We start from the raw sequence: 22,033 nt of genomic DNA on the forward strand, positions 1-22,033 counted from the left end.
GCTTTGAATGAGAAGGAAAAAACACCTTATGTCGTGACGAGCAAAAGCTATACTGCTGTTGCCATTAATGCAGCTTCCAAAGCAGGTGAATGGATCAAGAGCCGTCTCGGAACCATAGGCGAGCCTGGAACCAAATATTCGCCGCAGGATCTTGTTACCGAAGTGGACAAAGGAGCGGAGCAGATGATCCGCCGTCTGATTCTAACCCACTTTCCGGGCCATGCCATTCTCGGTGAAGAGGGTGTTGAACCTGGACCGGAAGCTTCAGCCAAAGCACTGAAAGAGGCTCAGGAGGAAGAATTCCTCTGGATCGTGGACCCAGTGGACGGAACAACGAACTTTGTCCATGGATTTCCGTTTTATTCGGTGTCTATCGCCCTGGCTCATCATGGTGAAGTCATTGTAGGGGTCATTTACGATCCTTCCAGAGACGAACTGTTTGTAGCTGAAAAAGGAAAAGGTGCATACGTCCACGGCAACCGAATGGCTGTATCCAATGAACAGAGCCTGGGCCAGAGCCTGGTCGCAGTGGGCTTCCCGGCAGATACTACCTATGCCCTGCCAGTCAACATGGCAGCTGTACAGGCTCTTGCACCGCAAGTACGAAGCCTGCGTGCAGGTGGATCAGCAGCGCTGCATTTGGCATACGTTGCTGCAGGTCGCCTCAGTGCATACACCGAAGTTGGACTGAAACCGTGGGATATCGCTGCAGGTGCCCTGCTCGTTGAGGAATCCGGGGGCAAGGTCACCGATACCATGGGTACACCTTATCAGTTGTCTGTCAGTCATGTGGTTGCCACGAACGGCAAAATTCATGATGCACTGACAGATGTACTCAAGGATGCCAAAGCTACCGGCCTGGAGTGAGTTTATTAATTTCTTAAATGATTTAACAAACTTATATTGTACATGAACGAGGGGCAGAAAAAATCTGGAGAAGCGAAGCGTTCGCCTTTATCCCCGAATTTTTCCCTTTGAAAAGAAAACAAGAAAATTTGGGGATAACAGCGATCGGAAGATTGTTCTGGCCATCGAAGTGTAGGTGCAATAATATTTGGTTGTACATTTATGAACTTAATTGAAGGAGCGATGAACGATGGATGAATCCAAGGAACTGGAACGACGTTTGAGTGAAATGCTGACTGAAGGGGAGATGGAAGAGTCCGGCGACACGGACAAGCGTGAACGCCAGCTTATTCCTCCCAAATATGAGGTGCGCATTCAGACGGAAACGGACCCAATTGTCCAGGAAACGTTGATGTACCGGAATATGGCACGTGAAGTGGACGATCGCTATGATCGTTATCTGGAACGTTCTGCCGAGAAAAATAACTCCGCAGATACGGAAAAGAAAGACCACTAAACCACCGTTTAAACCACTGCTGTAACAAGCGAAACAAAGCTAGGATCATAGGTTAACAGGCTTCCCTCAGAGGGGAGTCTGTTGTTTTGTGAGCAGGCTGATGTCCGTACGACATCTCTACTTTTTAATGCTAGAATAGAAATATGGCGAACTTCTGCCACCGCAGAAGAACTGTGTAATAAAGTTCAAGTTATTATCTTATAGATGTGAGAAAAAGGAGTGTTCCCACGAATGAAGCGTACACGTACATGGAATAACACGTCGGCTGCATTGACAGCATGCATGCTGGCTGGATTGCTGTTTGCATCAACGTCATTACCGGCACATGCAGCGGATACCAGCACTAGCACATTACCTGCCGGTACAACAACGGCAGCCGCCAATGTGAAAAAGGATGCTGCAGCTGTAACGAAGGAGTTCAGAATCGTTACTTTGGGAGATTCGATTACGGTAGGATATGAGCCGAATGCTAAGGGCCTCCCTTATGGTTATGTAGAGCGCTTGCAGGAGCAAGGGCTGCTCCATGGCCGTACTCAGGTGGATAACTATGGTATAGCCGGCTTGAAGAGTATTGGATTGAAGAACTTTACTTCTGCAATAAATGAAGGCAAAACATTAACCTCTGAAGCCATTCAGCCGAGTTTGCCAGATCCAAGAGCCGGGCAGATGGGAGCCAACATAGCTGCAATCCGCGAGAGCGTAGCAGGAGCCAATCTCATCGCGATTACCATTGGAGGCAATGATGTATCCGAACTGCTGGGTACAGCGAGTACCCTAAGTGACTCGGAATTGGAAGCTAAGGTGAAGGAGCTGCTGGCAGCGTATACCGCGAATGTCAGCGAGGTAATCAATACGATTCATGTCATTAATCCCGACGCCGAAATTGTCATTGCCGACCAGTACCAGCCTATGCCTGAAGTAGCAGGAAAAGCATTATATGCCAAGCTCATGGAAGCATCCGAAGGTTTTACGGCAACCATTGACGGCATTGCATCCCAATTCACCGCACAGGGGATGGATGTAAAAGTGGCACATGTAGCCAAGGAGTTTGTTGGCGGTGAGGGAACCATGACACATATGATCAAGGATCGTGATTTTCATCCGAATCAGTTTGGTTACGAAGCGATCGCCAAGGTCTTTGCAGAAACGATCTGGGGCGATTATACCAAACTGGCCGTGCCTGCAGCAGGTGAACCGATGAACATCATCGTTAGCGGCAAAACGTTAAACACGCCGTATAAACCCATCATTCGCAATGGGAAAAATTTTGTGGCGATTCAGGACATCGTGAACGCTGTAGGGGCTACCACGGTTTGGGACAATAAAACCTCTACGGCAACCATTACATACGGAGACCGTAAGGTCGCTGTGAAGATTGGTGCAAGTGCGGTTCAGGTAAATGGCGCATCTGTTGCCGTAGATACACCTGCGTTCCTGAACAAGGTGGGCAAGGAGTCCAAAACGTATGTGCCACTGGCCATGGTAGCTGAAGGGCTTGGCTTTGATGTGCAATATGTGGCGAAGTTGAAGACTGTATTCGTTAATCCGTAAGCCAATGTGAAGTTATTCTATTCGAGAAGCCGGGTTGATCTAACGATCAATCCGGCTTCTTTTCGAAGTGCCTTTGAATAGGACGCTATATGTTGCATAAATATGACTTGTCATCTGCCCATGGATGTGTAAATATGAAAATAACTTACAGTAGAACGAGACTCTCACACCTGCCTGCACCCTTCGCGGGGCCAAAGGAGCGCTTTGGATGAGAAAAATTAAGAACGCTTTCACATCGCTGCCGATCCATCACAAAACCATTCTTCTCATCGGATTTTTGATGCTGATCAGCTTCACGTTTTATGTTTCTGTCCTAGGATATGTATTCAAAATCTATGATCGTCAAATCTATGAGAAGTCGTCCCAGGTACTGAATATGTCTTCCGTAGGCATCGAGAATCAGCTGCGCGAAATCGCCAACCTTTCCTTCAAGGTCATGTCGGACGAGGCGCTCCAGCAGTATCTTCTGCAGTTGGATAAGGCGGAATCCGGATACGAGAAAAACGGGCTGCTCAAAAAAATAACCAACCGACTTGTCGCATATGCAGGATCAGAGAAGTACATCTATTCCATGATATTTATCGATAATGATCATAATGTTATGGCTGCGGGAAACCGTGAGGGAATATCGGAGTCCATGCAGACGGAACTGATTGCACTCGGACAGCAATATTCAGGATCCAATGCATGGTATACGAGTGGAGATCAGCAAGCCAGGCTGATATCAGTTAGGCAGGTCAAGTCTTTTACAGGTGGGGCCTTTACCTTGGAGAAGCTGGGAACACTGATTATTCGTGTACGGCTGGATCGTATAGTTCAGGATCAGATGCAGCACCCCGCTGAGGACTCGCAGCTGCTGATTACGGATGGACGAGAGGTGATCTATCCCACGCAGTCATCAGTGACCGATTCCGAGTTGGAATCCGAATTGAAGCGGACCCAGCCTTATGGGATTGCCATGTTTGAACAGGGGAGAAATTTCGTCGCTCGTGCGCATTCGTCCTATACGAATTGGGTGTACCTTTATATGACGCCGTTTGATCAGATGTTTAAGCAAATACAGTTTGTCAAACAATTGGTTACTGTCATTTTCTTTATGATTTTGCTGGTGGCACTGGTGTTTGGAGCCAAGCTGTCACGCAGCATTACACAGCCGATCGCCCAGTTGATCAAGAAGATGCGCAACATTGAAAAGGGGGATCTGGATAAGCTGGAGGAGGCTGCTCTGGGCAATGTTCCGGTATCTTCCCAAAATGAAGTTGGGCTGCTCCATCGTACATTCAAAATGATGCTGCAGCGCATCCGGGAACTGATTGACGAGAATTATGCGAAGCAGCTGGTCATTCGGGAGACAGAGTTGAAAGCGCTTCAGGCACAGATCAATCCTCATTTCCTCTATAACACGCTGGAGTCCATTAACTGGTTGGCCAAAGTGCAGAAGCAGCGGCAAATTTCCGAAATGGTCGAGGCACTCGGATTCCTGCTGCGCAGTTCAGTGAATATGTCCGAGAAGTGGATCACGCTGGAAAGGGAGCTGGATATCGTTCGTAGTTATGTGACCATTCAGCGCACGCGATTTGAGGAAAGGCTTGATTTTGATATGGATATCGCTCCTGAGGTGGGGAGTGCACGACTTCCGAAGCTAACGTTACAGCCTTTGGTGGAGAATGCCATTCACTATGCGCTTGAACCAAGTATACACCCGTGCAAAATTCGGATTCGAGCCAGAGCGGAAGATGACAAGATTATCATCGAAGTAGAGGATGACGGACCGGGCATGACCCCGGAGTTTTTGGAGCAATTGCAGGAAGGGCGCATTCAGACAAGAGGGCAAGGCATAGGTTTATCCAACATCCAGGAACGGATCAGGCTGACCTTCGGTGAGGAGGGCAGCATGGTCATGAGCAGCAATCCCGGTGCCGGGACCGTAGTATCGATCAGAATACCTTGGATCAGAGAGGACGATGACGATGTACAAAGTGATGCTCGTAGATGACGAACGTGTGATTTTGGAGGGGATCTCCCAAGTGGTGGATTGGGCAGCAGCCGGTACTGAATTGGTGGACACCGCCAGGAACGGGATTGAGGCATTGGACAAAATCGGGCATTCCAGACCTGATATTATTATTACCGATATATCCATGCCGGGTTTGGATGGACTGGGACTTATAGAAAAGGCTTCTGAAGCCTACCCTGGGCTCCGGTTTATCATGCTATCCGGTTATAAAGAGTTCGAATATGCCCGCCGGGCCATGCAATATGGCGTGAAGCATTACTTGCTGAAGCCCTGCAATGAAAATCAGATTCATGATGCCCTGTCGGAACTGCTTCAAGAGCATCAGGATGCACAGGTAAAAGAGCATGTGGCTGGGGAAATGAAGCAGCGGCTACAAAGGGTACTTCCCCATGTAAAAGAACAATTTTTGCTCGAGTTCATGACCAATCGGACTTATGGTCCGGTCGATCTGGAGTATTATCAGGAGCTGTTCAATCTGAAACTCGAAGCAAGTCAAGTTCGCTTGTTATTGTTCCATATCTCGGACGAACATGACTACAGTCATTTGTTTGCCATCAAGAACATTGCTAGCGATCTGCTGCCGTATGTCTTGTTAAGCACAACCATTGAAGGCAAGCTGCTGATTCTGCTGGAAGATTCGGCTGATTACGCTGACTTAAGGGAGAGAATTGAGGAAGTGAGAGCGGCTTTTACCAGGCTCTATAAATTACAAGTAACGGCTGCACTTAGCGAAGCGGACCACATGGTCCAGTCACGGCGTCTGTATCGTGAGGCGCTGCAATGTCTGAACCATCGCTTTTTCATCGGAGAAGGCAAATTGATCACGAAGAATGATGTAGCCATTGCCGGGGAATGTGAAGGCGTGCATGCCGAGCAGGATGCCGAACAATTGTGCCAACTGATTAAGTCGGGTAATAGCGAGGAAGCCAGTGCCGAAGTTGATCGCCTGTTTGAGCGTTTAGCTGGACAGCAGCTTGATATTGAGGTCACCCGATCTTATGTTGTTCAGCTCTACTCGGCCATGATTCATGTCTGTCCGCCTGAAGAGGCCACGGAGTTTACACAGCGGATGGCAGAGCTTCCTCACATGGATACCTTGTCCGGACTAAAGTCTTTTATCGCCAACAGCACAGCCAACCTGACATCAGGCTATTATAAAAATCATATAAGCCGCCAGTCTTCTGCCGTGGAGAAGATGATGGATATAGTAGATAAACATTACGGTGAAGCTGATCTTTCACTGAATGGTGTTGCCCATCAAATGCTGTATATGAATCCGGACTACCTGGGCAAAATTTTCAAAAAAGTGACAGGAGAAAACTTCTCCAACTACGTGAATCGCCTGCGCATTGAGCGAGCATGTGAGCACATTCGTCGGGGAGGGGACGTCAAGGTATTCGAGCTTGCGGAACTGTTTGGCTTCGGAGGCAATTCGCAATATTTCAGTCAGGTGTTCAAAAAGTGGACCGGCATGACACCAACAGAATACCGAAGATCCGGCATATAACAATTAGCTGGCGCTCCTTGATCATTGCAAGAGGAGGACAAACAACACCGTGACGGGTGAATGTGGTCCTCCTCTGTTTTTTGAACCAACAAGACGGATTTGTGTATTCAACTCTGGTCGTACATTTGCGAAAATGACAGTATCAAGTTTGTGAAAGCGTTATCAGAAAGGTGAGGATAACCCGTTCACATAACCATATCCACACAAAAAGGGGAGATTGGCATGGTGAAAAAGGCAATATTCCTGATGATGGCAATGCTGCTGGTATTTACAGCGGCATGCAGCTCAGATGGAGAATCGGGAGGAACATCCGCGGATGGCTCGGTGACGCTGCGTATCGCGTGGTGGGGCTCGGATGCACGTCATGAATACACGCAGAAGGTCATTGACTTGTACAAAGAGAAAAATCCGAACGTCAAAATTGACGTCGAGTATGCCTCGTTTGATGACTACTGGAAGAAGCTCGCTCCACAGGCTGCAGCGAATCAACTGCCAGACATTGTTCAGATGGATATTTCCTACATCAGCCAATATGCACAAAATGGTCAGCTGGAAGATCTGGCACCATACCTTGGGAATCAGATCAAGGTGGATGATGTTTCCGAAAACGTCATCAGTACTGGCGTAATCAACGGCAAGCAGTATGGTGTACCTGCCGGGGTTAACGTATTGGGCTTCCATTATGACCCGGCACTGCTCAAAAAAGCAGGAGTGGATACATTCCCGGAAAATCTGACTTGGGAGTCGTACGAAGCGCTGGGTAAACAAACCGCAGAAAAAGGACTGTACTTGGATGGCGGGGTAGCTCCGGATATTTTCTTCCACTACTTCCTCCGGACCAAAGGCTTGTCACTTTACAATGCTGAAGGTACGGGACTTGGGTATGACGATGATAAACTGTTTGTCGAGTTCTTCGGTTTGATGCGTCGCATGATCGAACAAGGAGCAGCGCCTTCGCCGGACATAGCTAACCAAACGAAGGGGATTATCGAGGAATCCGATCTGGTCAAAGGCAAAGGAATCGGAATCTGGCAATGGTCGAACCAGTTTGTGGCCGTACAGCAAGTTGCTGACCGTCCACTGGAGTTTGCTCCTATGCCTGGACCGGACATGGAGAAGGGTCTCTACATGCAACCAAGTATGTACTGGGCAGTCACTTCGAACTCCAAAGTGAAGGAAGAAGCGGCCAAATTCATCGATTTCTGGGTGAACGACGTGGAAGCCAACAAACTGATCAAGGGCGAGCGCGGTGTGCCGATCTCAGGTGCAATCAAAGATGCCATTGCACCTGAACTGAGTGAGCCAACGAAGCAGGTATTTGACTTTGTAGCGGCCATGGAGCCAAAAGCTTCGCCAATGAGTCCACCACCGCCAGTGGGTTCCCCTGAAGTCATTGCGTCTCTGGCGGATGCTGTTGAGGAACTGAATTTTGGCAGAATTACACCGGAACAGGCAGCGGAGACATTCCGTAAAAACGCTGAAGCGGTTCTGGCCAACAATAAATAACAGTTGAATGATTGCTTGCTCATCCCACCCGGGATGACGGGGACTGGGGCTGCTCGCTAACCGCGGGGGCCTTTCCCCGTCCCAATTGTGAATACCCCGTTTGTTGGAAGCAGGCAGATCAATAAAGGAGGTTCATTCCGTTGAGGCAGTATTCGTCGTTACGCAGAAACCTGACCGGGTACGCATTTATAAGTCCGTTTATTATCGGATTTTTGGGCTTTACGCTGATCCCAATGTTTGTGTCCTTATACATGTCGTTTACAAGTTATAACCTGTTCACTTCCCCCCGGTGGATTGGGATGGACAACTACACCAAAATGTTTTTTGAAGACCCCAAGTATTGGAACTCGGTTAAGGTAACCTTCCTGTATGTATTCATTGGTGTTCCACTGAGACTGGTTTTCGCACTCTTTGTCGCCATGATCCTGAATACTGGTTCCCGTATGGTCGGGACTTACCGTACCCTGTATTATCTCCCATCCATTATTGGTGGTAGCGTAGCCGTGTCGATCATGTGGCGTAACCTTTTCAGTAATGAAGGTGTAATTAACAGTGCGCTAACCGCAATCGGAATCGGACCTATCAGCTGGTTCGGTGATCCCAATGCATCCCTGGTGATGCTGATCTCGCTGTCCGTCTGGCAGTTCGGTTCGTCCATGTTGATCTTTCTGGCAGGCCTTAAAAATATCTCCCCCGAGATGTATGAGGCTGCAGGTGTGGATGGTGCTAACCCGGTACGCAAATTCTTTAGCATCACATTGCCACTGCTTAGCCCGATCATCCTGTTCAATCTGATTATGCAAACGATCGGTGCATTCATGACCTTTGTACCTGCATACATCATCTCCAAAGGAGAAGGGGGTCCAATGGATGGTACGATGCTGTACTCACTGTACTTGTTCCGTCAGGCCTTTATGTTTAACAATATGGGTTATGCCTCGGCAATGGCCTGGATCATGCTCATCATGATCGGTATCCTCACCGTAGCTGTGTTCTTAACATCCAAGTTCTGGGTATTCTATGAATCTGAAGGAGGGAAGTAAGGATGGTTTGGAGAAATGTAAAGTGGCCGATTTATCATCTGTTCGTTGCAGCTTTAGCCCTCCTGATGCTGTATCCGGTACTTTGGATGTTGTTCAGTTCATTCAAAGAGAGCCGTACCATCTTCGTTACGGCGGAGTCCCTTTTTCCTGCAGAGTGGATCTGGAGCAACTACGTGGATGGCTGGAAAGGTGCGGGCGGAAGACCGTTTATGGACTACATCACCAATTCACTCGTGATCGTAGTCATCTCCACCATTGGTGCCGTGTTATCCTCGTCGCTTATTGCCTTCGGTTTCGCCAGACTTAACTTCAGAGGCCGCAGCTTCTGGTTCTCCCTGATGATGTTGACTCTGATGCTGCCGCATGACGTGGTATTGGTACCGCAATACATTATCTTTACGAAGCTGGGCTGGTTGAATACGATTCTACCGATTGTAGTACCTACATTCTTCGGAATGCCGTTCTTCATTTTCCTGATGGTGCAGTTCATTCGTACGATTCCAAAAGAGCTGGATGAAGCGGCAACGATTGATGGATGTAACAAATTCAGATTGTACATTCAGATTATCATGCCGCTGATTAAGTCCTCGCTGGCGACTGCCGCAATCTTCTCCTTCTACTGGAGATGGGAGGATCTTCTGGGGCCGGTACTGTATCTGAACTCACCGGATAAATATACGGTATCCATGGCGCTCAAAATGTTCCTGGATAGCGAGTCAGCCTCCAACTGGGGAGCGATGTTCGCCATGTCCATCGTCAGTCTGATTCCGGTTGTAGCCGTATTCTTCATTTTCCAGAAACAGATTGTACAGGGCATGAGTACCAGCGGACTGAAAGGATAAACTTGATTCACTGTGGATTATCACTTCATCCAAAAGCTTAAACAGGGAGGTTGTTCCTATTGGATAAAGCTCTGGGTAGTCAAGCCGTTGCCACCGAGGCAGCGGCCCGCAATGAAGAGAAGGTTACGCATTGGAAATTTGACTTCGGTCCAGGTGCGGGCATTGAAGGGTACCAGAAAGTGTCAGCCAATAGTATCTACAGGGATACAATCGGGTACGGATTTGAGCCGAATTCCCGTGTTTATGAGAGACAGCGGTTTGGTGAGACAGAAGATTCAGATGTCGTACAGCAAAATCAGGAGTACTCGGGGCAGGCCAATGTGTCTGCCCGATTGCGTTCAAGCTTCTGCATTCCACTCAAGGCATCGTTTATCGTTGATGTGCCGGACGGCACGTATCAGGTACTGCTTATTGCCGGAGATGAGCTCGCTGAGACGGTCACCAGAGTGAAGGCTGGTGAAGGCAGATTGATGCTGCCAACGATCCGTACTCTGCCGGGACAATATGCCGAGGTCAGATTTTCGGTTGTGGTCAGAGGCGGAAGGCTTCGTCTGTCCTTTTCCGGTCCGGCCCCACGGATCAACGCCTTGGAGATTACGCTTGCCAATCAGACGATGACCGTATTCTTGGCGGGAGATTCCACGGTAACGGATCAGCCGGAGAGCGGGTACCCATACTGTGGCTGGGGACAGCTGCTGCCGGCTCAATTCAAGCATGATGTTGCTGTTGACAATCACGCAAAGTCGGGACGGAGCTCGCGCAGCTTCATCCATGAAGGTCGATTGGATGCGATCATGAAGCGTATTAAGCCTGAAGATTTCTTGTTCATTCAATTCGGACATAATGATGAGAAACCAGACCCGGAGCGGGGAACAGAACCCTTCACAACCTATAAGGAGTATTTGAAAAAGTATATTGATGCAGCCCGCGGAGCCGGAGCTCGCCCGGTATTGGTGACGCCCGTGCATCGGCGCTTTTTTGCGGACGATGGCACGCTGAACGACACGCATGGTGATTATATTATTGCCGTGCGGGAGCTGGCACAAGAGGAAGATGTTCCACTAATTGATCTTGCTGAACGCAGCCGTATTCTGTTTGAGCAGGCGGGGATCGAAGGCACCAAGGACGATTTCATGTGGGTTCTTCCGGGCGAATATTTGAACTTCCCGGCAGGCGTGGAGGACAATACGCACTTTCAGGAACGCGGCGGACGGCGACTGGCGGCACAAGTAGCGGAAGCGATCCGCGAGCTTAGACTGCAACCGCTGCAAATGTATTTACGATAGATAGGGCGGAAATATCATGCATAGAGGAGGACTCCTAATGGCAAGAGAGCAAACGGAAGCAGGCCGTTTGGCAAAGCATGAGACAGCAGCGGCTACAGGTCACACTTATTGGGTTATTCCAGACGGATACATACCGCCAGATAGTCGGGGCTCGCTGGAGAGTCATGAGAGCATCTGTGTTCTCAATACGGGTCAGGAGGAGGCGGTACTCGATATAACCATCTTCTTCGAAGACAGGGAACCGATCGAGAACATAGAAGCAAGCGTGCCGGGAAGAAGGACCAAGCACATCCGTACGGCATCTCTTCATTCCGGAGATCAGTCTATTCCTTCAGGTGTGCCGTATGCCATCACCGTTTCCAGTAATGTACCTGTTATCATTCAATACAGTCGTTTGGATACCACACAGCCCGAACTGGCACTGATGAGTGTCATGGCTTTTCCGCTGACTTAAATACTCATGCCAAGACGACCAGCCACCTTGCAACGACTGCAGGTGGCTGGTCGTCTTTTCACATATTACTCTGTGTATTTGTATGTGCTGGCATTGAGGATTTTCACATGAACGTTCACTTTTCCAAGTTTGAATCGTTTAATCGGATCCGCTCGGTGCTGAACCTCCTTTTTCCACAATGCGAGGTCATGACGATACAGATGTTCCACAAAACCATACGAGTCGATCTGGCGTGATTTGTTTTTTTCAAATGTAGTACGGATTGCAGACTCAATTTGTTTCTCGGCTGCTTCCTCCATCATTTGGGGAGACTGGTGAGAGACATGTTCCTCAATGATGATACCTTTTACTGAAGTAGACAGGTCGAAGGTGACCCCGCTTCCTTCCATCCTGGCTGAAACCTTGGTATGCGGATCAAGGAGCCTAAGAGTCAGATCAGGCAGTTTCCCCCCACTCTTGTATACGTACAACGGATACTGATAGACATGATCGTAATTTACGAATCGAGTACCATCTGCGTCTTCACCTGAAACCTTGCCTTGATTTTTGCCGTCTGTAATGACGAAAAATCCATCGGTTTTAACTAGAGGGGGATTCTCATCCCCATTGAACCAGGTATGGTTCCTGTTGGTTATAGAAGGTAGTAGAATAACCGAAGCAGGCTCACGAAAACCATCAAGGAGCTGATGAAGGCGGATGGGTTCAAAGGCAGAGAACTGCTTATATAGTTTGATCGGTTCGAATAGCTCAATGGTTTGCGTAGATTGATTTAACAAGGCAGAGGGAGCAAGAACATCGGGTATGCTTTGTTCCGTCCCGTAAATCCAAGGTGTATATCTCAACTCACCGGAATGCAGCAGCGTATTGAAAATATCCTCGAGCCGACCGTTAAGGGCGTTTTTCGATAAAACGATTGCTTTAACATGTGTCCAAAGGGTTTGTTGCTGCGAAGTCTGATAGAGGTCATTAATCGCCATGCTGAGCGTTGTGCCTTCGCCTCGCCCAATCCAGATGTCACTTGCTTGCCGTGAAGTCGGCCCCTCTTGCTTGGCAATGCTGGAGAAATCGATCAGTTGGGCATAAGCGATATACTTGCCATCTTCATAATCGATCCCTATACCCGTAATAAAGTTAATGCTCTGAACCTCTTTGGAATCCCAGCACCCCGTCAGTAAGATCAGACAACTCATAAGCATAAGGCCCATGGAAAACCATCTGTTCAAGGGCGTTTCCTCCGGCGGGTGGAATCCTGAGTATGGAGTGCGGCCGGGCGCTTGGTCCTTTTCATGGTAGGCTGCATGGATACGGCTTGGGTAAAGTCACCGGGAATATAGGGAGAGACGGGAGACAAATAGGAAACGCCATAACACTCCAAGGAAACCAAATGTACCAGTAGGGCGAATAGCCCAAGCATGAAACCGAACAGTCCAAGGAGGGAAGACATCACAAGCATCCCTATTCGAACTTGGGCTGTAGCCCCGCTTAGTACCGTATTGACCAAAATGTAGCTGGAAATGACCGAAATGGCCACAGACACAATGATGGTAGGAGAAGTGATTCCGGCACGAATAGCTGCATCACCGATGATGAGTCCACCCACCACACTGACAGTCTGGCCCAGTGCACGCGGCAGTCTGCGGCCAGCCTCATTGAATAATTCAAACATAAAGATCATCAAAAAGGCTTCCAGTGTCACTGGTAAGGGCAGGCCCATACGAGTTCCGGCAATGGTCGCCAGAAGGGGTAGAGGGATCTGTTCCACATTAAAACTGGTCAGACCGATATAGAAGGCTGGAAAAAAGGAAGCGATAAGCAAACCTGATATCCTTAAGATTCGTTCAAATGTCACAATAAAAAAAGGTGTACTCTCATCTTCTGGTGACTTCAACTGATTGAACAGCGTAGTTGGTGCAATGATGGCTACGGGCGAGCCCTCGATCAGAACAGCAAAACGTCCATTTAAGAGTGAACTCACGACATAATCAGGACGTTCTGTATTATCGGTGAGCGGGAAGATACTGCGGATGCCTCCCATAATCGAACGTTCCATAACAGAAGTACCGAGAATGCCATCGACTTCAATCTGGTCAAGATTCCGGCGAGCTTCTTTCAGAATCTCCGGATTAATGATGTCTTTTACATACAACAGACCAATGGTAGTCTGTGTACGACCGCCTTTTACGTATTTTTCAAAACACATCGAAGAGGTTTTTATCCGTTTGCGGATGAGTCCGATATTAACGTTCAGCTCCTCGGTGAATCCGTCCCGGGGTCCTTTTACGGAGGACTCAATGGCGGATTCCTCAGGATTGCGCCCAGGTATACTCGCAATATCCAAACTGCACGACTGATCGCCATTCCCGAAAATGAGCAGCAGTTGTCCACTGAAAATTAGAAGGTTTATATTCTCTGTATCTGTAAGATCTTCGATCGGATTTAGAGTTAAGCCCAATTCTTTGGGATGTGTTTCTTCGATAAGCAGAGAATGCTGTTCCAGCCGGGGAATAATGAACTGGTTAATTTGTTTGGCATCGGTCAAGCCGTCACAATATAGCATAATGACCGACTTATCGGTTTCATCTTTGGCAGGAAAAGTCTGAATAACAACATCCGCGCAGGGATCGAATTGTTTTTTCAAAGAGGCAAGCAGTGTTTCATGGGACGTGATGTCAATCGCTCGGTGCTCCATGATGTTTCCTCCTCTGTTGGCGTGAACTGATGAATGCAACGGTGGTTGCAATAATCGCTAGTCCACTTAGATAGATGAGATTGAACGGGAATACGTAGTGGACAAGCATTTTTTCGAATGTCATATCGTCCAGACGGTACACCATGGAGAGGATGAAGAAAACGGCGATTGAAATAAACGTGATGATCCTTCTGGAGGTGTTCTTAATATTCCAAATTTCTACCACAATATACATGGCAAGACTTATTCGGGTAAATGAGCCGGCGAGCCACTGATAGATGGAAAAGAAATCGGTCTGTGCAATGTATTTGCCCAAGGAGGCAATTCTCCATTCCTCAAAAGCAGGATAACGCATTTTGGCAGCCTCAAAAGGATTAAATTCTACGATAGCCCCCACAAGTGGGCCAAGTGTCAATCCAAGAATAATAAAAGCAAGCATAACGTACTGCCATACACGTATCCGCTTCGACAGATGGGGCTGTATATACCAAATGAACAGCAGCTCAAACATGCCTGCGAGGCTGTACACCATGCCGTGAAGAACGGGACGCCAGCCCTGTTCAAGAACGGGGAGCAGACGGCTGTAATCCTTGTATTGAGTATTTACGATTGCGACATAGAAGCCAAGCAGCACAACGAGAGGCAGAACGAGTCCTGCTGTAAATGCGAGCGAACGAATGCCTTTATAGGCCGCATAGGCACAGAGCGACATAAGAGCAATGCTTGTTGCCAATATGGGTGTCTCCGTCAGATAACTGGTTTTAGCCCAGGTGGTGGTATCGTGCAGGGTGAAATAGATGACGGACAAGAAAAAGAGGCTGTTTCCGATCCGGAAGAGCAAGCCCAGGGGTTTTCCCAGATGGGAAGTCAGCCATTCATGTAAGGTTTGATGCTGAAGAAAACGAGAGACGTAGGCAAGCATGAGCGCAAACACCAGATAGGGTCCTGCCGATAACAGGACAGAAATCCAGGAGTCCCTTTTGGCCGCACTTAATAAGGCAGGAATGATCAGGACGTGGCTGATTAGGCCAACAGATAACATAATTAACATCATGGCTTGCAAAAAAGAAGGTTGTCTAGGTTTCATGCTGAGGGGTCCCCTTTTCGCGATAGACTATCCTCAGCAGTGTTAACGTGATTTGTGGTCTTCATACCGGCAAGCGAGTAGTTAAGTTGATGATCCCATTCTGAACTCAGGCTTTTCCTTTACTCTTAAAGATCGAAATAACGAATCCCCATGGCTTCTCGTACTTCCAGCATCGTTTCTCGCGCGACTTTGCGGGCCTGACGGGTGCCGTCGATAAGAATTTCTTTCACCTCATTTTCACGCTGCTCATAATGATTTCGCCGTTCATGAAAGGGTGCAAGCAAATCGTTAATCGCTGTGCCAGCAAAATGCTTGCATTCTCTGCACCCGATGGAGCCCTCGCTGCAGCTGGCATGAATTTCTTCAGCGTGCTCCTTCCGGAATAACTGATGGTATGCAAATACCGGGCAGATATCAGGATGGCCTGGGTCGGTACGATGAACGCGTGCAGGATCGGTCTTGGCCTTGGTCAGTTTGGCATGCACATCTTCCGGACTCGCATTTAAGGAGATGGCGTTGCCCATGCTTTTGCTCATTTTGCCGATGCCATCGAGTCCGCCAAGCCGCTCACCAGTCAATATGCGTGGTTCCGGCAGAACCGGAGCGTAGAGCTCATTAAATCTGCGGACCAGTTTGCGTGCAGTCTCGATATGTGGAATCTGGTCTTCGCCTGCTGGAACGAGTGTCGCTTTGCAGAAAGCAATATCCGCGGCCTGACTGACTGGATAGCCCAGGAAACCGTAGTACAGATCCGTATATCCGCGATCACGCGCTTCCGTTTTGATGGTGGGGTTGTGCCGAAGCGTGTTCACGGTGACAAACATGGAGAAGATCACCGTTAATTCCGCAATCTCCGGTATCATGGATTGGATGAACAGCGTGGCTTGGTTCGGGTCAATACCTACGGCGAGATAATCGAGAGTCACTTGATAAACACTGTCTGCAATCAGTCCTGGCTGATTATAGTGTGTGGTCAGCGCCTGCACATCTGCCAGTAAAATATAGGTTTTGTATTCATTCTGCAATTGCACCCGGCTGCGGAGGCTGCCCACGTAATGGCCGAGATGAAGCTGCCCTGTGGTCCGGTCTCCAGTCAAAATAACATCCTTGTTCATACTCATGGTTCATTCTCCTTTGATTTTGTAATTGTTCGAGCATTCTAGTCTGCTGACGCCACCAGCCGTCTTCCACGACCATCACCCCCTTTCAGCCTGTACCAGTATGCAGATATCAAAAAAAAGCCTCGTCCTTCATCCTGATTCCCGTGAGGGAACAGAACAGAAGGACGAAGCTTATGCTTCGCGGTGCCACCTTAATTGGCCGCTGGTTGCGGCCCGCTTGGAGATACGGATCAAGATTCATGGTCAGGCTGATTGAAAAACCAGACAGGAACCAGCATATCTATTGATCGATATCCTGTCCTTGGATAACGGCTGAACATGCCGCCTTGCCTACTTACCGTCCTGCACCCCGATTACAGGATACAGGCCGTGTTCAGCTCGGAACTCCGAAGCCCATTTCCATACGACCCGTGCACCGGCTTCCACCATCCGCCGGCTCTCTGGAGCACGCTGTCGTATGTACTTCTCTTCATCATCGTTGATAACGTCCGTTTACAATTTTACACATTGTATCATGCTTAGACTTCACTGACCAGCCTGTGTTTTCTGCCACTCATATTGGTTCCGAGCACACCTGCGATAATCAGGATGGCTCCGACAACATGGTATCCGCCGACGGGTTCATGCAAAATCCAGGCGCCACCCGCTATGGAAATCAAGGTAGAGAAGTTGCTGAATACACTCATCTTCGAAGCTTCCAGATGGGTTAACGCATAGCTGGACAGCAGAGTCGAAATCATGGTGGATAGGATGGCCAGATAGGCCAGTGCCCCCAGATAAGATGCATCCCCGAGAGGTTTTACAAAATCGCTTATCGTACCGCTGGATAAATGACGGATGACGGCGGAGACGTTAAAAACAAGACAACCGACGAGCAGGGTAACCCACGTTAATTCCATCGGCTTATACTTCTGGGTAAGCGGTCTGGCAAGCACACCATACCCTGCAAAGCAAACCGTAGAGAGAAGCAGCAGGGCAATTCCCTTGAAATTACCTGAAGTCATTCCGCTGCCTTTCATCAGGAAGATGAAGACCACTCCGGCCACAGAAAGAAGCAGGAATAGCTTTTGCAGCACAGATGTCCGTTCCTTCAAGAATACTGAAGCCAGAATAAGGGTGAAGACAGGGGCCATGGCCTGAATGATTCCAGCCTCGGATGAATTGGACGATACAAGCCCAAAGGCCTGAAAGGCAAAAAACAAAACGGGCGAGAGCAGACCGAGCGGTATGATTCGCCATAGATCCCGCAGTGTAAGCCGGATTTTGATCCATCCCAGGACAACCGGGATGCTGACGACGAGAAGGGATAGGGCGAACCGATGTGCAAGCACATCCATCGGGTGTGCGACATTGACGGTCATTTTGACAAATAGAAAAGATAAACCAATGATAGCCGCATACATTACGGCTCCGGTATAGGCATAAGCCCGGGTACGTGTCGTATTCATACTGTTCCTCCATATAGCCTGATTAACTCGGTTGGACTAGGCAAACACCTTGATTGTTATCACTTGCTGTAAGGTCTTTGCTTTATTCAATATACTGTCAGTTCAGTCGTGGTACAATAAAGAAAAGCATGGATTGTACCGGTACAGTTATGTGGGAAGGATAGGTTCTATTTATGAAAAAGTATGAAATAATCGCGGAGTCTCTGCAGCGTTGGATACAGGAACAGCTGCAGCAGCGGGGGCATCAGCAGTGGATTGATAAGGGAATTAAACTCCCGGCGGTACGTGTGCTGGCTGAACATTATCAATGCAGTGTAAGCACGGCAATTCGTGCCTATCAATGGCTTGAGCAGCGACATCTGGTGTATGCCGTCCCTCAGTCGGGATATTACGCTGTGCAGAACGGAGTGGGTGCAGAGGACGTGGACTGGAAAGAACCGCTGGACTTCGCTTCTGCTGCTCCCGATCCCCGTGTATTTCCGTATTCCGATTTTCGCCATTGTGTTGATCAGGCGATGGAGAACAATCAGGCGGAGTTGTTTCTGTATGGTACGGAGCAAGGGTTGCCATCCCTGATCGATTTGTTACAGAGGCAATTTGCCGATTATCAGGTATTTGCCCCTGCGGAACAGTTCTTTATTACATCCGGCGTGCAGCAGGCGCTTGCTGTGCTGGCCCTGATGGCTTTTCCGAATGGCAAGAGACGGGTTCTGGTTGAGCTTCCAGGCTATCATCTTATGCCATCCCTGCTGGAAGGCTTGAATGTACCTGTTACCGGAGTAAGACGAACGCTGGAAGGTCTTGATTGGGAGTCGCTGGAACGGCAATTTGGTGAAGGCGATATTAAATTCTTTTACGTCATGCCACGCTTTCACAATCCGCTGGGGACATCCATGACCTTAGCCGAGAAGAAGAGATTAATTAAGCTGGCAGAACGATATGATGTATACCTGGTGGAGGACGATTATTTAGCCGATCTGGAGGAAAATACAAAACAGGACCCGCTATTTTCTTACGATACGGTAGGCAGGGTCATCTATTTGAAAAGCTACTCCAAAATTCTGTTTCCCGGCCTGCGCATTGGTGTAGCAGTCCTTCCCGGGGCTCTTGCTCCTTCGTTCGGGGGACACAAAAAAATGCTGGATATCGACACCTCGGTGCTGTCTCAGGCTGCGCTGGAGGTCTATATTCGCAATGGCATGTTTGCACATCACGGGAAAGTCATTCGAAGTCGTTATGCAGCCAGGATGCAGAAGGTTCATGAGCAGCTTGCTGCCGATCCGGAGTTTAGTCCCTTTGCCAATGCTCCGCGAACAGGTGGGGAGCATACCGTGCTGCCACTAGCCGGCAATATGCCGCTTGGCGTGTTGTTATCAAGGCTGGAAGAACGCGGAGTAATAGCAGGTACAACCGAGCGTTACTACCCTGATGGAACGCAGCAGGATAAAATGCTGAGGCTGAATATATCCAATGTGCCGAAGCAGCGGATTGAGGAGGGCATGCGGATCATTCGTGAAGAGATCGTGAAGCTGCAAAGCCGAAACGTGTAATGATTTTTTAGCGGCCCCAAAATACAAAAGGCGTGCAGCCAAGCTGAATAGTCAGCCTGATTGCACGCCTTATCTGGTTCACTGAAATCTTAGGAACTACTCTTGAGCCATCGCCTTGAAGGAGGCTTCAGCCGCTTCCAGTGTTGCCTGCACGTCCTCATCGGTATGAGCTGTGGTCAGGAACCAGGCTTCGTACTTCGACGGAGCCAGGTTGATACCGCGGTTCAGCATATGCCGGAAGAAGGAGGCAAACCGTTCACCGTCTGTATCTTGAGCCTGATCATAATTCGTTACCGGGTGATCGCAGAAGTGTGTGGAGAAAGCACCACGAATCCGGTTAATCGTCAGTGCGATTCCATGACGATCGGCAGAAGCCTGCAGACCTGATGTCAGATCAATGGCGAGTCGTTCCATTTCTTCATACACGCCTTCGCCCTGCAGTACTTCCAGACAAGCGATACCCGCAGAGATGGAGGCAGGATTGCCGGCCATTGTTCCGGCCTGGTAGGCTGGTCCGAGTGGAGCAACCTGTTCCATGACATGCTTGCGTCCACCATAAGCTCCGATGGGCAATCCGCCACCGATGATTTTGCCGAGAGCAGTCAGATCCGGTTCAATCTCGGCATGATTGGCAAGACCGGCATACGTTTGCGTAGAACCATAGTGGAAACGGAATGCCGTAATGACTTCGTCATAAATCACAAGTGATCCGTTGGCACGTGTCATGGCACACAAACCTTCCAGGAAGCCTGGCTCTGGCATAACCATGCCAAAGTTGCCGACAATGGGCTCCACCATTACTGCTGCAACATCATCACCCCAGCGCTCCAAGGCCTCTTTCAGGCTATCCAGGTCATTATAAGGAACCGTGATCACTTCATGTGCGATGCTGGTTGGAATTCCTGCACTATCCGGAATCCCGAGGGTGGAAGGGCCGGAACCTGCTGCAACCAGCACCAGGTCGGAGTGACCATGGTAACATCCGGCGAATTTTACGATTTTATTACGTTTGGTGTAGGCGCGGGCTACGCGGATGGTAGTCATCACTGCCTCGGTACCGGAGTTGACAAAACGTACCTTATCCATGGAAGGAATGGCTTCCTTCAGCATTTTGGCAAGCTTGATTTCAAGCTCGGTTGGCGTACCGTACAATACACCGTTCGCTGCTGCTTCACTAATGGCTTGGGTAATATGAGGATGAGCGTGTCCGGTTACAATAGGGCCATATGCTGCCAGATAATCGATGTAGCGGTTGTCGTCAACATCCCAGAAGTGTGCGCCTTGCGCCTTTTTCATAAAAACGGGTGCGCCTCCGCCAACGGCTTTGAATGAGCGGGAAGGACTGTTTACGCCGCCTACAATATGTTCAAGTGCCTCTTTATATAAGATTTCGGATTGGGGACGAGATGAGTTCATGGGTTTATTTCCTTTCGGCTATGAATTTTGTTGCAGATTTTTCGTAACACAACACAGCGAGAGGGCAGCATAATGGCTGCCCTCTACGTGTTTACATTACTGAGCCGGTTGCTCCGACTGTTGGTCTTCACCGCTTGCTGTTTTATCTTCGGTTCCAGTTGTACTGTCTTCCGGTTCAGCAGGCGGATGAATAATATCCTGAATATGCTGCTTCAATTTCTCTTCATTGGTTACCGTCAGGACTTGTGCTCCACCTGCGGTCCGCTCTTCCTTCAGCATGTTCATCGGCGGAATTTGTTCACTGCCGTTCATGCTGCTCTGATATCCAAGTCCACCCAACTTCCACATATCTGAAAGTGTCAGGTTTGTATCCACATAAGGGCTCACCTGTTCCAGAATGGTAGGAAGCTTGGCGATGGTTGTGGTGGATTGCATTTTCGCCGCTACGGCTTTCAGGAATTCACGTTGACGCTCGGAACGAGCGAAGTCGGACATCGCATCATGACGGAAACGCACGTACATAAGCGCTGTTTCACCATCGAGATGCTGATAACCTTTCTTCAGATCAATATCGTATTCGTTATTGTCTGCCTTGCTTGTATAGTGCATGTCCTTCTCTACGTCAAAATCCACACCACCAACGGCATCCACCAATTTGATGAATCCCTGGAAATCGGTATACACATAATACTGGACAGGGATACCCAGCAGGTCGCCAGCTGCTTTCATTGCTGCATTGGGGCCATGGGTAATCGCGGTGTTAATCCGCTCCTTGCCATATCCGTCTATATCGACGTAAGTGTCTCGCAGAATGGAGAACAAGTTAATTTTTTTGGTGAGTGGGTCGAGTGATACGACCATCATGCTGTCCGAACGGGGAATTTCCCCTTCTTTGAGGCCGCGGGCATCCACGCCCATAACCAGTATATTTACGGTTTCAGTGCCTTCCCATTTCGGAGGGTCCGGTGTATTTACTTTTTCGACATTTTCAATACTGGCGAACGGAGATTCGTCGCCTTCCTTCTGCAAGCCATTCAACTGATTGAGAATAGAACCGAAATAAAATGCCGCTGCTCCTCCAACGATCAGCACGAAGGCGGCAAGAGAAATCCAAATGGTTCTCTTCGTCTTTCTGGTCATGCTAGCTCTCCTT

The 22,033-nt window shown here is 48.9% G+C and carries 18 protein-coding genes and 1 other annotated feature; of the genes, 11 read left to right on the top strand and 7 right to left on the bottom strand.

Going from position 1 to position 22,033, the window contains the following annotated elements:
- Nucleotides 1–3 precede the first annotated feature (3 nt).
- The 10 genes from CHH60_RS27660 to CHH60_RS27705 all read left to right on the top strand — a co-directional run bounded on the left by CHH60_RS27660 (nt 4) and on the right by CHH60_RS27705 (nt 11,569).
- The gene (locus tag CHH60_RS27660) at nt 4–867 is read left to right on the top strand and encodes an inositol monophosphatase family protein (RefSeq protein WP_441339419.1); all 864 of its coding nucleotides are present in this window, start codon (nt 4–6) and stop codon (nt 865–867) included.
- A 229-nt stretch (nt 868–1,096) separates the two neighbouring features.
- Nucleotides 1,097–1,363: a hypothetical protein gene (locus CHH60_RS27665; protein WP_095362130.1), complete on the top strand. Its 267-nt coding sequence runs from the start codon at nt 1,097–1,099 to the stop codon at nt 1,361–1,363.
- A gap of 231 nt (nt 1,364–1,594) precedes the next feature.
- The gene (locus CHH60_RS27670; protein WP_255248106.1) at nt 1,595–2,914 is read left to right on the top strand and encodes a stalk domain-containing protein; all 1,320 of its coding nucleotides are present in this window, start codon (nt 1,595–1,597) and stop codon (nt 2,912–2,914) included.
- Between the two features lie 208 nt (nt 2,915–3,122).
- Nucleotides 3,123–4,910: a sensor histidine kinase gene (locus CHH60_RS27675; protein ID WP_095362131.1), complete on the top strand. Its 1,788-nt coding sequence runs from the start codon at nt 3,123–3,125 to the stop codon at nt 4,908–4,910.
- The gene (locus CHH60_RS27680) at nt 4,885–6,438 is read left to right on the top strand and encodes a response regulator transcription factor (RefSeq protein WP_095362132.1); all 1,554 of its coding nucleotides are present in this window, start codon (nt 4,885–4,887) and stop codon (nt 6,436–6,438) included. The genes CHH60_RS27675 and CHH60_RS27680 overlap by 26 nt, the downstream gene beginning before the upstream one ends.
- Nucleotides 6,439–6,660: 222 nt before the next feature.
- Nucleotides 6,661–7,944 (top strand): ABC transporter substrate-binding protein, encoded by a 1,284-nt coding sequence (locus tag CHH60_RS27685; protein ID WP_095293183.1) that lies wholly within the window; start codon nt 6,661–6,663, stop codon nt 7,942–7,944.
- A gap of 140 nt (nt 7,945–8,084) precedes the next feature.
- Nucleotides 8,085–8,987 (top strand): carbohydrate ABC transporter permease, encoded by a 903-nt coding sequence (locus CHH60_RS27690; RefSeq protein WP_221192845.1) that lies wholly within the window; start codon nt 8,085–8,087, stop codon nt 8,985–8,987.
- Nucleotides 8,988–8,989: 2 nt separating this feature from the next.
- Nucleotides 8,990–9,829, top strand: coding sequence for a carbohydrate ABC transporter permease (locus CHH60_RS27695; RefSeq protein ID WP_095362134.1), 840 nt, complete (start codon nt 8,990–8,992; stop codon nt 9,827–9,829).
- Nucleotides 9,830–9,900: 71 nt separating this feature from the next.
- A complete protein-coding gene (locus tag CHH60_RS27700) occupies nt 9,901–11,115 on the top strand; it encodes a rhamnogalacturonan acetylesterase (RefSeq protein ID WP_369680210.1) in 1,215 nt (404 codons plus the stop codon).
- Nucleotides 11,116–11,152: 37 nt separating this feature from the next.
- Nucleotides 11,153–11,569: a sensory rhodopsin transducer gene (locus tag CHH60_RS27705; protein WP_095362136.1), complete on the top strand. Its 417-nt coding sequence runs from the start codon at nt 11,153–11,155 to the stop codon at nt 11,567–11,569.
- Between the two features lie 65 nt (nt 11,570–11,634).
- Here the strand turns inward: CHH60_RS27705 and CHH60_RS27710 are convergent, their stop codons facing one another.
- The 5 genes from CHH60_RS27710 to CHH60_RS27730 form a co-directional block, all read right to left on the bottom strand.
- Nucleotides 11,635–12,792 carry a Ger(x)C family spore germination protein gene (locus tag CHH60_RS27710; RefSeq protein ID WP_095362137.1) on the bottom strand — a complete coding sequence of 386 codons (1,158 nt, stop codon included), beginning with the start codon at nt 12,790–12,792 and terminating at the stop codon, nt 11,635–11,637.
- Nucleotides 12,789–14,258, bottom strand: coding sequence for a spore germination protein (locus tag CHH60_RS27715; RefSeq protein WP_095362138.1), 1,470 nt, complete (start codon nt 14,256–14,258; stop codon nt 12,789–12,791). Before CHH60_RS27715 ends, CHH60_RS27710 begins: the two co-directional genes overlap by 4 nt.
- Nucleotides 14,239–15,345: a GerAB/ArcD/ProY family transporter gene (locus tag CHH60_RS27720; RefSeq protein ID WP_095362139.1), complete on the bottom strand. Its 1,107-nt coding sequence runs from the start codon at nt 15,343–15,345 to the stop codon at nt 14,239–14,241. Before CHH60_RS27720 ends, CHH60_RS27715 begins: the two co-directional genes overlap by 20 nt.
- A 125-nt stretch (nt 15,346–15,470) precedes the next feature.
- Entirely contained in the window at nt 15,471–16,466 is a 996-nt protein-coding gene (gene trpS, locus CHH60_RS27725; protein ID WP_095362140.1) for a tryptophan--tRNA ligase, read from the bottom strand.
- Between the two features lie 157 nt (nt 16,467–16,623).
- Nucleotides 16,624–16,951, bottom strand: a binding site (T-box leader).
- 33 nt (nt 16,952–16,984) lie between these two features.
- Nucleotides 16,985–17,914: a DMT family transporter gene (locus CHH60_RS27730; RefSeq protein WP_095362141.1), complete on the bottom strand. Its 930-nt coding sequence runs from the start codon at nt 17,912–17,914 to the stop codon at nt 16,985–16,987.
- Nucleotides 17,915–18,087: 173 nt separating this feature from the next.
- On the opposite strand from CHH60_RS27730, the gene CHH60_RS27735 reads away from it, so the two are divergent.
- Nucleotides 18,088–19,464: an aminotransferase-like domain-containing protein gene (locus tag CHH60_RS27735; RefSeq protein WP_095362142.1), complete on the top strand. Its 1,377-nt coding sequence runs from the start codon at nt 18,088–18,090 to the stop codon at nt 19,462–19,464.
- A gap of 96 nt (nt 19,465–19,560) precedes the next feature.
- Here the strand turns inward: CHH60_RS27735 and CHH60_RS27740 are convergent, their stop codons facing one another.
- The gene (locus tag CHH60_RS27740; protein ID WP_095362143.1) at nt 19,561–20,880 is read right to left on the bottom strand and encodes a glutamate-1-semialdehyde 2,1-aminomutase; all 1,320 of its coding nucleotides are present in this window, start codon (nt 20,878–20,880) and stop codon (nt 19,561–19,563) included.
- A gap of 96 nt (nt 20,881–20,976) precedes the next feature.
- Nucleotides 20,977–22,020 (bottom strand): LCP family protein, encoded by a 1,044-nt coding sequence (locus CHH60_RS27745; RefSeq protein ID WP_095362144.1) that lies wholly within the window; start codon nt 22,018–22,020, stop codon nt 20,977–20,979.
- Between the last annotated feature and the right edge of the window lie 13 nt (nt 22,021–22,033).

Source organism: Paenibacillus sp. 7523-1 (assembly GCF_002276415.1).
In the GTDB taxonomy this organism is placed as follows: Bacteria; Bacillota; Bacilli; order Paenibacillales; family Paenibacillaceae; genus Paenibacillus; species Paenibacillus illinoisensis_A.